Consider the following 13718-nt stretch of genomic DNA (forward strand, 5'->3'; position numbering starts at 1 on the left):
ATGAGAAGAAAATTGAAAAATAAAAACTAAGTTTAACCCAAGGATAGATCAAATCTAGGCAGTTCGTTTACCCTGGTCAGTTTCATCCGGCGAAGGTGGGTCACTTTACCCGGCTTATCCAATAGGATGCATTTGGTTCCAGTTCGTCCAAAACAGCAAGGAACCCGCAATCGGGACAGTTTGTGTTGGCATCATCTATGGCCTTCCTCATGGTATCCTCAACAAACGATTCGCTGCCCCCTATAACGTATATGGTGTCGTTTACCACGGTGCAATCAAAGGCGTAAAGACCCTTTTTCATTGAAGATAACTTATTGTAACGGAGTTTTTCCCTAAGCTTTTTCTTTTCTGAAATTATCACTTCTCCCAGTTCGCTGGTCCGTTCTTGCATTAATATTGTGGGCGATGTTTTTCCGTTGAGATTCTTAAACCTGATTTTACGTGTTTGGTAGCCTATTATGGAGAATACCACGCTGTCCGATGTTTGCACGTTTGTATACCGGAGCTCAAACTCACCTTTGTTATTGGTGGCCGTGCCAATTTCAGTGTTCTCTATAAACACATTTACATTACTCAAAGGTTGTTTGGTTTCAGCGTCCAGTACCCGACCTTCGGTTATTTGACCATATCCCAATAAAATAGAAAATATTGACCAAGCAAAGAATTGGATGGGTCTTCGAGAAATTAGTTTGAGGAAGATCTTACCGGGATGTGTGGCTTCGCAGTTTGATTCAATTGCTTTTTGGATTGTCATTGTATAGAGGATTATGATATAGTGTTTAGATAGCAATGGTAAAAAGATGCATCAAAAAATATGCCGATATACCTCACTTCAATGGTATTCGAAGAATAAAATCTACGAATTGATTAAAAGTGTATTTAATAATTACTGTCATAGACTTTGTTATGGATTGAAAATAATGCGACTTTTTTGATTGTTTTAGTGTAAACAACTGTTAATCAATAAGTAAATAATTATTCATGCGTGGTCTTGTAGATGTATTGAATCCTTTTTTTCCTTTAAAGGAAGGTAGATGGCTCATATTGGCCTTTACCTTTACGTCCAACATTTGGTGCCAACAAGAGCAAGACTCTACAATTGTTTCATATTCCGATAAAATCGCTCTTGGTCTGGATATGAGTACGGACATAGATGAATTTATAGTTAACAGTCCAAATGTTAGCAACTTTCACCTCGTGTCAAACAATGACTTAAAGCTTACACTAAAGCTCAACTATAAATTTTTGAGTTTGAGCGCCGGTTTTTCACCCAAATTTTTACCAGGTAATGACGATGATGATAAAAAAGGGGAAAGCTCATTTACAGAGTATAGGTTCAATCTGTTTCCAAAAAGATTTGTCCAGTCTATTTTCTTTAGGCGAATGAAGGGTTTTTATGTAGAGAATACCAATGATTTTGTGCCAAATTGGAATTCAGCTATGGACCCTTATATTCAATTCCCGGACTTAAAGAGTATAGCATGGGGTGGATATACCGGATATGTCCTGAATAAAAATTTTTCCCTGAGGTCGTTGCTGAACCGGCAGGAATGGCAAAGGACAAGTGGTGGAAGTTTGATTCCCATAATTAGTTATGAGTTCACCAATATGACCAATGATTTTGTGGATGGTTCTTACGGAAAGGAAAATATGGTGGATTTGCGAGCCGATTTGGGATATTATTTCAATTGGTCCATCACACAAAAGTTTAATCTTGTGCTATCTGTTAGAGCAGGAATTGGGCCTAAGTTTTCAAAATATACGTTGGATGGAGTGGTGGAAAGGAACCATTATTTTGTTGTTGAATACAATACTGGACTACAATTAGATTATAACTCGGATAAACTTTATATGGGTATTGCAGGTAGCCTTAATGGCTATCGTTACAATGGCGAAAGTTCCAACAACATCTCCAACAACCTTTGGCAGGGTTCATTTTATATCGCCTATAGGATTGGTGCTCAGGAAAAATTAAAACAGTTGTTCTAAAACAAAAAGCCACCGAATTTTCGGTGGCTTTTTTGTTGCTGTTTATTTGTTATTGTTGGGCCATTTCCAAATGGATGGTCAACTCCACTTCATCTCCCAATGTAGGTGTGTCACTGCCAACTCCAAACTCCAAGCGATCTACGGTACCGGTGAGTTTTAGTCCGGCCTTCAGTTTTTGACTGCGTTGATCGGTTATTATTCCGTTCACAGTACCTTCCAAGGTAACCGGCTTGGTAACCCCATGCATGCTAAGGTCTCCCGTTAGCTTAAAGGTTTTGTCCCCAGTTTTTTCAAAACTTGTGCTCTGAAAAGTGATGGAAGGATATTTTTCCGCATCAAAAAAGTCGGCACTTCGTAAATGATCGTCGCGCCTATCATTATCCGTATCAATACTGGTGGTTTTAATGTCCACCATAAATTCGGCGTCGTCAAAAGTATCGGTTGCCTTTGCCGTTATGTCAAAATCGCTAAAATGGCCTTCTACGGTGGAGATCATTAAGTGTGAAATGCCAAAACCGACCTTGGAGTGTGCCCCGTCCGATTTCCAAGTGGATTGTGCCGCAACCGCTAGGGATGTTAAAAACGCAAGTGCGAAAATAGTCTTCTTCATGATTGTGTGATTTAAGTGTTAGTAGTTTTGTTTATAATGCTTTTACCAATTTCAGATAAAATTTTCAACTAAATATGATCAATTAAAACTTAAGATATAAATATTTTCCGTGAACAACATGGCTTAACCCTCAATCAACCAATTGGTTAAGAATGGAAAGAAATAAGATGTCGTTGAGGGGTTAAATATGGTTGTTGGTAAAGCTACTTTTCTTTAAACGCAGTTTTATACATAGTTTTGGCTCACCTAACTATAATTGCATTGATTTCTAAAAAGGAACTTCTTTTTCAAATAGTATTGCACGTATTGGTTCTCCTGTTCTTTTCTTTTGATAGAAATACAGGGAGCATAGTGGTGCACAGGGCCATATTCCTATTGTTTTATTCTTTGGCTACTGTGGGAATCACCTATTATCTGATGCCTAAATTTCTTTACAGGAAAAAGTATTGGCAGTTTTTTTTAGGAGCTGGTTTGGTAGTGGCCATAGTCATTGTAATAGAAGAAACGATTATGGAACCTCTAATATTCCCCCATACCAAAAGGGCGAATACCTTTCCAGGTGTCTACGTTTCCTTATTGGGAATTTTGCCCGTAATGTTCATTCTGTCAGGATGTAAATTTGGGTGGGACGCCCTTAAAAAACAGGCCCAAATCGATGAACTCGAAACCACCATACAAGAAAGTGAACTTCAATTTTTGCGTAGTCAAATAAATCCTCACTTTTTGTTCAACAATTTAAACAACCTGTATTCTTATGCTTTGCAAGAATCTCCCAAAACTCCAGAAATCATACTCGAGATGAGCGGAGTATTGCGCTATATGCTATACGAATCCAAGGAAAAATTAGTACCCTTGAAAAAGGAGCTGGAGCAATTGGGCAATTTTATCCGTCTGTATAAATTGCAAATAGAAGATAGGGGAGAAGTACAGTTTGATGTGGACGAAATTGAGGGAGACTATAGGATTGCACCCTTGATTTTGATTGTTTTCATAGAAAATGCCTTCAAGCACAGCCAATCGGGACAGTCTTCAAATATTGAAATAGATATTTCCGTAAAGTTGAGCAATTCTATATTGGAGTTCAGGTGCAAGAACAATTATGAGCCAGGGTTTAGTCTGGATAGTGTTGCCAAAGGAATCGGTTTAAAAAATGTAAAGAAGCGTCTTGAACTTCTTTATCCAAAAAAGCATATTTTGCATATAGAGGAGACCGATAACAGCTATAAGGTGTTTCTGAAGCTGGAATTGGAAAAGGTTTAGGTTATGAGATGTATAATTGTTGAAGATCAGCCGCCGGCACAGCGAATACTGAAGAAGTTTATTCAGGATGTGCCCACATTGGAACTGGTACAGGTTTTCTCCGATGGATTGACGGCTATGGAATTCCTGAACAAGGAGTCGGTGGACCTCATGTTCCTAGATATCCATCTGCCCAAAATTAATGGACTGGATTTTCTAAAGAGCATTCCGGACCCTCCGCAAGTTATATTGACCACTGCTTTTTCAGAATATGCACTCGAAGGATACGATTTGAACGTCGTGGACTATCTTTTAAAGCCCTTTTCTTTTCAGCGTTTCCTACAGGCTGTCAACAAGGTCAACGCAAAGCACGAACAGGTTGTAGCCAAAAATGATACAGCACCACTTACCGAAATCTATGTAAAATCCAGTCACGAACATATTAAGGTGCTGGTGAAAGATATTTACACTATTGCTTCGGACTCTGATTATACCGAAATACACCTTAAGGATAAAAAAATATTGTCCAACGAACCATTACGGCATTGGATGGAAGTACTTGGGGGCAGTCAATTTTACCAGATACACAAATCCCATATCATCAATACCAAAAAAATTGACCGTATATCGGGAAATCTTGTAATGCTGAGCAATGGAGCCAAAATACCCATGGGGAGGGCATATAAGGATAACTTCTTAAAAAGTATTCTATAAAAAAGCCCAGATTTCTGGGCTTTCATATGTTACTTTATCTCATCTTCTATTTTGCAAAGTAGATGTAAATTCCAACTACGATTATGGCAATAAATGTACTTGCCAATTTCACATGTTTCCAAGGCTCTATGGAAACCTGCTTGGTATACTCTAGTTGGAAAGGCTCTTCTCGCGGGTAGAATTTTCCGATAATCAACATGATGAGGATGTTGGAAATAAACAATATCGCCATTACATGAAGATAGTGAGGGTATGCTCCGGCCTCTATTAAATTGAGTTCAACAGGGTCGGTAATTCCGTTTGCTTTTGCTTCGGCCAGTGCGTTGGCGACCATTTTTGGTCCAACAATAAATTGACTGATGATATAAAGAACTGAACCAGAAAGTATACCAATTTTTGCTGCGATGGCAGGAACCCTTTTGGTCAAATAGCCCACCACGATAATTGTGAAGATGGGAATACTGTAAATACCGTTTATCTCTTGAAGGTAGTTGAACAAACTGCCCGCATTGGCAATCAGTGGCGCTATGAACATCGCTGCAAGTGCCAAGCACACCCCGAATACCTTACCGTATTTTACCACGGTCATTTCCGATGCATTTTTGTTGATATGCTGTTTGTAGATATCTATTCCGAACAAGGTCACCGAACTATTGAGAACACTGTTGAAGGAACTCAAAATAGCTCCAAAAAGCACAGCGGCAAAAAAGCCCATCAATGGCTTGGGCAGCACGGCTCTCACCAGTTCAGGGTAGGCAAGGTCACTGCTGGCCAATCCGCCTTCAAAATAGTAGTAAGCGATCATTCCTGGCAATACCAAGATGATTGGCCCCAAAATTTTTAAAAAGGCGGCCAAAAGAAGTCCTTTTTGCCCTTCGGCAAGATTTTTTGCTCCCAAACCGCGTTGGATAATTTGTTGGTTGGTGCCCCAGTAGAAAAGCTGAACCAGCATCATTCCGGTAAAAATGGTGGAAAACGGAACCTCTTGTCCGGGATTTCCAGTTGAATCAAAACGTTCCGGGTTGGCCGCCATCAAGGTATCCAATCCGCCCATTACACTACCATCCCCAATGGCCATAAGACCAAAAACCGGAATCATGATACCTCCGATAATAAGACCTACCGCATTGATACTATCGGAAACGGCAACAGCCTTCAGTCCACCAAAAACCGCATAAATGGAGCCGATGATCCCTATGCCCCAGATACAGATTACCAGAGCGGTGGAGTCGGACACACCCAACAAAGCGGGAACATCGAACATGCCACTTATAGCGACCGATCCGGAGTACAATATTACAGGCAGCAAAACCACTACATAGCCCGTAAGAAACAGTCCAGAGGTTATCGTTTTAGTGGCCACATCAAAACGTTTCGCTAAAAATTGTGGTACGGTGGTTAGTCCACCCTTAAGATATCTTGGCAGCAAGAACATAGCCGTAACTACAATAGCTAGAGCGGCCAAGGTTTCCCATGCCATAACGGAGAGACCATCTTTGTAAGCACTTCCGTTTAGCCCTACAATTTGTTCTGTGGAAAGGTTGGTCAACAATAAGGAGCCAGCTATGACTCCAGCGGTTAGGCTTCTGCCGCCCAAAAAGTAACCATCGGACGATGTTTCATCTGTTTTTCTAACCGACCACCAAGAAATGATTCCTACTAAAAGGGTGAAGCCTAAAAACGAAATAAGTGCCATACTATATTATTTGGTGTTTTGTCCATGGACAGAACAATTTGTTTAGTTGGTTGTGCACGCTAATATAACTTGAATTTTCCGAAATTAAGGGTGAAGCCTTAAACTCAACATTTTATTTTAAAACTGAAGTATTTGAAAAAAAAGGATGTGCTTATGACACTTGTAAAAACATAATGGATCGCTAACGATAATTTAAACTAAAAAGTAGGGCCACTCTTTTAAAAAATTGAGTAATTTGAAACATAATTTTATTATTTGTAAACATCTATGAATAAAAGTACGATCATCAAGCGACCAGGGTTCGTGTTTGTATTGCATGCTTCGCTTGCCGCTTTTGGCACCTACTTTTGTATGTACGCCTTTAGAAAGCCATTTTCCGTGGCCACTTTTGATGGACTCTCCTTTATAGGTGTGGATTACAAAATACTTTTGGTGATTGCCCAGGTTTTGGGTTATGCACTTTCCAAATTTGTTGGGATAAAAGTCATCTCGGAACTTAAGCCCAACCGAAGGTTACTTTACCTAATTTCACTTATAGTACTTGCGGAAATTTCGCTCTTGCTCTTCGCATGGGTAGCCGCACCGTACAATATCCCATTTATGTTCCTTAACGGTTTTCCTTTGGGAATGATATGGGGCATTGTGTTCTCTTATATTGAAGGACGTAGGTTTACCGATATTTTGGGAGTAGTCCTTTCCGCAAGTTTTATAGTATCCAGTGGAGTGGTAAAATCGGTCGGGTTATTTGTGATGAATTCTTGGGGCGTTAGTGAATTTTGGATGCCGTCCGTTACCGGTGCGCTTTTCTTTGTTCCCCTTTTGATCAGTTCTTATTTATTGCAACGGGTACCCCCGCCGACAGCCGAAGATATTGCCAACCTTACGGAGCGGATTCCAATGACGGCAGCCGATAGAAAAAGTTTGGTGAAAAAGTTTATGTTTCCATTGCTCATCATAGTCTTGTTCTATACTTTTTTGACGGCTTTTCGGGATTTTCGTGACAATTTTGCCCGAGAATTGTGGGATAGTATTGGATATCAAGGGGATGTCTCTGTTTATTCTACCTCCGAAATTATTATTGCCGTCGTAGTGCTTTTGATTATCGGGACCATCTTTTATGTGAAAGATAACTTTAAAGCCTTGCTTACCTATCATGTGCTACTGATTTTAGGAACTTTGGCTTTGGTGATCAGTACCATAATGTTTCAAACCGGGGTTTTGGACCCGTTCGTTTGGATGGTCTGCACCGGGTTTGGCCTTTATATTTGTTACGTACCGTTCAACTGTCTCTTTTTTGATCGCTTTATAGCCACTTTTAAGGTAAAGGGAAACTCAGGTTTTCTCATCTACATTGCAGATGCCTTTGGGTACCTTGGAAGCATCCTGGTATTACTGTACAAGAATTTTGGGCAGGCAAATGTGTCGTGGCTGAACTTTTTTGTGTACGGAACGTACGCAGTTGCATTGATAGGTATTGTCAGTACATCGATATTATATGTGCACTTTGTGACCCGCCACAGATCGGAAGAATTTAATAAGCAATTGGAATATGGACAATAAGTATGATGCCGTCATAGTAGGTGGGGGTGTTTTAGGGACTTTTCATGCCTACCATGCACTGGAATTGGGCCTAAAAGTCTGTTTGGTAGAAAAAGATATCTATCCCAAAGGAGCGACCACACAAAATTTTGGACAAGTCGTCCCTTCGGGCATGAATTCCAAATGGCAGAAATTTGGAAGGGAAAGTCTGAAAATATACAAGGAGATTCAATCCCAATTTGATATCAGTATCCGTCAGAACGGAACGGTGTATTTGGCATCCAACGAAGAGGAGGAACAGTTGCTGATGGAGTTGAGAGCTATCAACAATGGGAACGATTACACATCAAAAATGCTCACCAAACAAGAATGTTTGGCCAATTACCCCGGACTTAGAAAAGACTATGTGACAGCAGGTCTTTTTTTTCCACAAGAGGTCACGGTCGAGCCTAGAACCATGATCCATAAGCTACAGAAATATCTGATGGACCAGAAAGGCTTGGAAATCAAGTTTGATTTTCCCGTCGTATCCTGCGAATCTGATGGAGAGTGGGTTTTGGTTCAAAGCACAAAAGGTAATGAGGTATTCGGTAAGAAAGTAATTGTTTGTAATGGAGCTGAGTTTAAAAATCTGTACCCGGAAATGTTTGCCTCCAGCGATTTGGAAGTTTCCAAACTGCAGATGATGCAGACGAAACCGCAAAAGAACTACGAGTTAAAGGGATCTATCCTAACGGGATGGTCCATTAAAAGGTATGAAGCCTTCCATGAATGCCCATCCTTTGCTGGAATCAAGGAAAACGAGCCAAAGGACAGCCTTCAGAAAAAATGGGGCGTACACATTCTTTTTAAACAAGCGATGGATGGTTCGGTGATTTTGGGTGATTCCCATCAATATGCCGATGCCAACCGAATTGAAGATTTGGGGTATGATCTTAACATGGACATCGATAATTTTATGATAGAGGAAGCCAAAAAAATCATTGACCTTCCTACGTATCAAATCCAAAAAAGGTGGTACGGGATATACTCACAATGCAAGAACAGCGATATTTTTCAAAAAACGATTGACAACAATATTCATGTTGTGACAGGAATCGGTGGAAAGGGGATGACGGGAAGCGCCGGATTCGCGAAGAAAAGCATTGCTACTATATTCAATAAGCAGAAAATCAATTTATGAAAAAGATAGAATTGGCCGTTTTTGATATGGCAGGCACCACAGTGAACGAGGACAATGTAGTCTACAAAACGGTTGGGGCCGCTTTGGCCAAGCATGGGGTAGAAGTTTCTTTGGATACCGTTCTGGAATTTGGCGCAGGTAAGGAAAAATTTAAGGCCATAGCAGATATTTTGGAACAGACCAAAAACACATCAGTTGATGCCAATCTTGTTTTTGAAGATTTCAAAGGAATGTTGGACGAAGCCTATGCCAATTTAGAAGTTACCTCCTATGACGGTGTAGAGGCTTTTTTTCAACTATTAAAGTCCAAAGATGTCAAAGTAGTATTGAACACTGGATATGACCAAAAAACCGCAAGTTCACTTTTGAACAAACTGGGATGGGTTGCAGGGAATCAAATCGATGCTGTGATTACCGCCGATGATGTGGTAAACGGAAGACCTTCTTCGGAAATGATAGACAAGGCCATGGATATGTTCGGAATCACTAAACCCGAAAATGTGTTAAAGGCAGGTGACTCCGTAATCGATATTGAAGAGGGGAAAAATGCGAATTGTGGTTGGACCGTGGGTGTTTTGACCGGCGCCCAAACACGTGAACAGTTGTTGACTGCCCAACCGACCCTGATACTGGATTCCCTGACCGATTTGGAACAGGTATTGTTTTCTTGATCAAATAAAATAATAGACCACTAACATTTTGGAGGGAACTTTTCCTCTGTTGATAGGTACATGGGGGATTCTACCGTCAAAAAAAATGGAATCCCCTTCTTTTAAAAGAACCTCGTGGTCGCCAATCTCGTAATAGCACTCTCCCGTTAACATATACTTGAACTCAAAAGCATCGGTCACTACCTTTTCTCTTCTTGAATTGGGCTGTACCTCCAGAAGCACACTTTCAAACCCTACGGAGTTCAACTGTTTTCCGAAAATATAATTATAGGTAAAACCAACTGCTTCGTCCTCCTTTTCTATAATGGACTGTTCGTGCTTACGGGTTACAATAAAATTTTGACCGATACCTTTCGGAATACCGTCAAAAAAATCGGTCATTTGGGTGCCCAAAGCTTCCACAATTTTTAAAAATACAGGAAGAGATGGTATAGTTCTGCCGTTTTCAATGCGTGAAATAAGTCCTGCAGTTACCCCGGCAGCTATCGCAACATCGTTTATGGTCTTTTTATTGTTCTTGCGGATTTGCTTTATTCTTTTCCCAATCCCGATGAGGTAATCTTCCATTATTTATGGCTCTCCTAAATTTTAGTATTTATAATATTTTTTGATAAATCAAGAATACTAAAAAAATACGGTTAATCCATTAAACTACTGGGGTATGTTGTAAAATCTGTCTTTTTGTCGATTTGAATAAATTGCATATTTGTAAATAATGTTTACATAACATTGAACGGTTTCTTTTAACCATTCCGTATCATTTTTTTAATCTGTTTAAAGGCCTGCCTTAACTCATGTGTTGGATATTTGTTGATAAATAATTAACCAATTTTTACAAATACTCAACAAATGAAAAAATCGATTGTAGCTTTTTTACTTGCATTCACCGTAAGTATAATTGGCTATTCGCAAGTCACCTTTTCAGGAAAGGTATTAGACGAGAACAACGTACCATTGCCAGGTGCATCGGTGGTTGTAAAGGGTGGTTCCACTGGAGTGGCCACCGACTTTGATGGAAATTTTGAAATTGAGCTCCCGCAAGGAGGAGAAATCTTGGTGGTATCCTATATAGGATATATCTCCCAGGATTTGGAAACAGCGGGCCAAACAAGCGCAACCATTGTATTGCAGCCCGATTCGCAACAATTGGATGAGGTTGTGGTAACCGCTTTGGGTATTCAAAGGGAGACCAAAAAGCTTGCCTATGCAGTGCAAAAGGTTTCTGGTGAGGAAATTTCCGAGGCCAAAGAGACCAACGTGGTCAATTCGCTTGCCGGTAAAATGGCCGGTGTCCAGATTACGGGTGGAAACTCGGGAGTAGGATCCACTTCACAGATTATTATTCGTGGTGAAAACTCGCTCAATCCGAGTCCCAGTGCCAACTCACCATTATTTGTAGTGGACGGTATTCCTATCAACAACAATGTGAACAATACAGGAAGTGAGGGGAATATGGGCGTTGACTATGGTAATGGTGCCATGGACATCAATCCAGATGATGTAGAGACCATGACCGTCCTCAAAGGACCGAATGCAACAGCACTCTATGGTTCCAGAGGAGCCAATGGGGTTGTGCTTATTACCACTAAATCTGGTAAGGGGAGTAAAGGGATTGGAGTTTCCTATACCCACAATTCCACTTTCGAAGATCTTTTGACACTCCCAAAATATCAAAACCGCTACGGACAAGGTTCGGGAGGTCAGTTTGCTTTTAATGATGGGGGGCAGAACCGTTCCTTGACAGGAGGTATAAACGATCATGTGGACGAAAGTTGGGGTCCTGCCCTGAACGGACAATTGATTCCACAGCACGATAGCCCTACCACTAGCGGTCTGCGAGCCGGAGATGTTCATGTTAGACCAAGAGATTCTGAAGGAGTATTTGCTGACGAAATAATCGCAACACCTTTTTCTCCACAGCCCAATAATATTGATGATTTCTTTAGAACAGGCTTCACCATGAGCAATAACATTGCTTTGACGGGAGCTAACGAAGATGGTAACTTTAGGGTGTCCTTCACCGATTTGCAAAGTGAGAGCGTTATCCCAAACTCCAACTTTAAAAGAAGATCTTACCAAGTCAATGGGTCATACAATCTTACCGATTGGTTAAAAGTGACCGGTTCCATGAACTACATCAACTCGAACTCCCGCAACCGTCCCAATAACTCTTATGGAACAGAAAACGTGATGTATCTGTGGATTTGGTTCGGTCGTCATATCAACATGAACAATTTAAGGGACTATTGGCAGCCAGGTTTGGAAGGTGTGCAGCAGTACAATTATAACTACAACTACCACGATAACCCTTTCTTTACCGTCTACGAAAACACCAACGCCTTTAACAAGGACCGTGTGATCACCAACCTAAGGGCCGATCTTACCTTGGCCAAAGGGTTGAGCCTAATGTTGCGTTCCGGTTTTGACTATTCCAGTGAACTTGACATGAGAAAAAGGGCATATTCAACGCAACGTTTCCCGAACGGTCAGTACAGGGAGGACTTTATTTATGCCTACGAGCAAAACACTGATTTTCTTTTTGCGTATAACACTGAGCTGAACCAAGATTTTGATTTTGGGGTGTCCTTCGGAGGTAACCATCGTTCCGCTAAAAACAGATATCAACGGATAAGTGCCAACTCATTGTCTATTCCTGGAATCTATAACTTTGGAAACGCGGCCGAGCCTTTGACGCAGAGTGATTATGATGGTAAATTCACCGTAAACAGTTTGTATGCCTTCTCCAATTTGGCATATAAGGATTATGCTTTCTTGGATGTTACCGCTCGTAACGATTGGTCTTCCACATTGCCTGATGGAAACAACAGTTATTTCTATCCATCCGTTGGTTTGAGTTTCATTCTTTCTGATATGTTCCAGATGCCAGAGTCCATAAGCTTTGCAAAAGTTCGAGGAGGCTGGGCCAGTGTGGGTAACGATACCGACCCTTATAACTTGGCCGCTACTTTTGGATTTGGAAATACATTCAATGGATATTCAAGGGCCTATTCCCCTTCTGAATTAAAATTGGCCGACCTTAAACCAGAACGTACCAATTCATTTGAAGTAGGTGCCGATGTTCGGTTCTTCGGAAACCGTTTGGGATTGGATGTGGCCGCATACAAATCAGTGACCAACAACCAGATTCTTTCTTTGCCCGTATCCAACACCTCTGGATTTAGTTCCAGGGTCATCAATGCCGGTGAGGTAGAGAATAAAGGTTTGGAAATTACCTTGACGGCAACACCGCTTAGAACCGACAACTTTAGCTGGGATACCAACATCAACTTTACCACCAACCGTGGTGAGGTAAAGGAACTTACGGATGGATTGACGCAATATTTGGTGAAGGAAAATTACCTTCAAGTTGTTGCTGAGGTCGGCGAACGTATGGGCGATCTTTACGGAACAGGTTTCGAACAAGTGACCGACCAAAACAGTCCTTACTACGGACAATGGATAATTGATGGTGATTCAGGTCTGCCCATAAGAAGCAACGAACTGCGAAATCTTGGCAATTACAACCCGGACTTTATGGTTGGTTTCCAAAACAGCTTCAAGTACAAAAATCTTCGTTTCGGATTCCTTTTCGATTGGAGACAAGGTGGAGTTTATCACTCAAGAACCGTTGCTATTGGTGGTACCACAGGGATGCTGGACTTCACCGTTCCAGGTCGTGAAACAGGTATCGTCGCCCAAGGTGTTGTAGATGATGGAAACGGCAATTATACGCCAAACACGGTCAATGTGGCGGCTTCAAACTACTACTCACACGTGTACAACAGGGGCAATGAGCAAAGCTCAATGTTCGATGCTACCTACGTAAAACTAAGAGAAGTGAAATTGGGCTACACGCTGCCAAGCAAGCTGTTGGCCAACACCCCAATACGTTCGGCAACAATTTCTTTGGTAGGTCGTAACCTGGCGCTTTGGACAGAAAACGACCACGTAGATCCTGAATCCATTTCTTTCTCCGGAGGTTCAATAGTGCCAGGCGTGGAAGATATGGCATTGCCAAGTACAAGAAGTTTTGGACTTAACCTTAACGTAGAATTTTAAAGAAAGAATTTAAGACAA

11 protein-coding genes are annotated in these 13718 nt (G+C 41.1%); 7 read left to right on the forward strand and 4 right to left on the reverse strand.

The features are described from left to right. Nucleotides 1-100 precede the first annotated feature (100 nt). Nucleotides 101-754 carry a carboxypeptidase-like regulatory domain-containing protein gene (locus J0656_RS15590; RefSeq protein ID WP_207035548.1) on the reverse strand — a complete coding sequence of 218 codons (654 nt, stop codon included), beginning with the start codon at nucleotides 752-754 and terminating at the stop codon, nucleotides 101-103. 227 nt (nucleotides 755-981) lie between these two features. Here J0656_RS15590 and J0656_RS15595 point away from each other — a divergent pair, with 227 nt between their 5' ends. Beyond that, nucleotides 982-1989 carry a DUF4421 family protein gene (locus J0656_RS15595; protein ID WP_207035550.1) on the forward strand — a complete coding sequence of 336 codons (1008 nt, stop codon included), beginning with the start codon at nucleotides 982-984 and terminating at the stop codon, nucleotides 1987-1989. A gap of 49 nt (nucleotides 1990-2038) precedes the next feature. On the opposite strand, the gene J0656_RS15600 is transcribed toward J0656_RS15595, so the two are convergent. Continuing rightward, nucleotides 2039-2599 carry a YceI family protein gene (locus J0656_RS15600; RefSeq protein WP_207035552.1) on the reverse strand — a complete coding sequence of 187 codons (561 nt, stop codon included), beginning with the start codon at nucleotides 2597-2599 and terminating at the stop codon, nucleotides 2039-2041. 261 nt (nucleotides 2600-2860) lie between these two features. Between J0656_RS15600 and J0656_RS15605 the strand changes: the two genes are divergently transcribed. Then, nucleotides 2861-3859 carry a sensor histidine kinase gene (locus tag J0656_RS15605; protein WP_207035554.1) on the forward strand — a complete coding sequence of 333 codons (999 nt, stop codon included), beginning with the start codon at nucleotides 2861-2863 and terminating at the stop codon, nucleotides 3857-3859. Between the two features lie 3 nt (nucleotides 3860-3862). Then, a complete protein-coding gene (locus tag J0656_RS15610; protein WP_207035556.1) occupies nucleotides 3863-4552 on the forward strand; it encodes a LytR/AlgR family response regulator transcription factor in 690 nt (229 codons plus the stop codon). 46 nt (nucleotides 4553-4598) lie between these two features. Here J0656_RS15610 and J0656_RS15615 read toward each other — a convergent pair whose 3' ends face one another. Then, complete coding sequence (locus J0656_RS15615) at nucleotides 4599-6248, reverse strand: solute:sodium symporter family transporter (protein ID WP_207035558.1); 1650 nt, start codon at nucleotides 6246-6248, stop codon at nucleotides 4599-4601. A gap of 267 nt (nucleotides 6249-6515) precedes the next feature. Between J0656_RS15615 and J0656_RS15620 the strand changes: the two genes are divergently transcribed. Genes J0656_RS15620 through J0656_RS15630 form a run of 3 tightly spaced genes read left to right on the forward strand, consistent with a single transcriptional unit; the run spans nucleotide 6516 to nucleotide 9641 of the window. Beyond that, nucleotides 6516-7808, forward strand: coding sequence for a DUF5690 family protein (locus tag J0656_RS15620; protein WP_207035560.1), 1293 nt, complete (start codon nucleotides 6516-6518; stop codon nucleotides 7806-7808). Beyond that, nucleotides 7798-8970 carry a TIGR03364 family FAD-dependent oxidoreductase gene (locus tag J0656_RS15625; protein ID WP_207035562.1) on the forward strand — a complete coding sequence of 391 codons (1173 nt, stop codon included), beginning with the start codon at nucleotides 7798-7800 and terminating at the stop codon, nucleotides 8968-8970. Before J0656_RS15620 ends, J0656_RS15625 begins: the two co-directional genes overlap by 11 nt. Continuing rightward, a complete protein-coding gene (locus J0656_RS15630) occupies nucleotides 8967-9641 on the forward strand; it encodes an HAD-IA family hydrolase (protein WP_207035564.1) in 675 nt (224 codons plus the stop codon). The genes J0656_RS15625 and J0656_RS15630 overlap by 4 nt, the downstream gene beginning before the upstream one ends. Here J0656_RS15630 and J0656_RS15635 read toward each other — a convergent pair whose 3' ends face one another. Then, the gene (locus J0656_RS15635; protein WP_207035566.1) at nucleotides 9642-10208 is read right to left on the reverse strand and encodes a helix-turn-helix domain-containing protein; all 567 of its coding nucleotides are present in this window, start codon (nucleotides 10206-10208) and stop codon (nucleotides 9642-9644) included. 282 nt (nucleotides 10209-10490) lie between these two features. Here J0656_RS15635 and J0656_RS15640 point away from each other — a divergent pair, with 282 nt between their 5' ends. Further along, nucleotides 10491-13700 (forward strand): SusC/RagA family TonB-linked outer membrane protein, encoded by a 3210-nt coding sequence (locus tag J0656_RS15640; protein WP_207035568.1) that lies wholly within the window; start codon nucleotides 10491-10493, stop codon nucleotides 13698-13700. Nucleotides 13701-13718: the final 18 nt, after the last annotated feature.

It is taken from the genome of Flagellimonas aurea (assembly GCF_017313785.1).
Taxonomy (GTDB): domain Bacteria; phylum Bacteroidota; class Bacteroidia; order Flavobacteriales; family Flavobacteriaceae; genus Flagellimonas; species Flagellimonas aurea.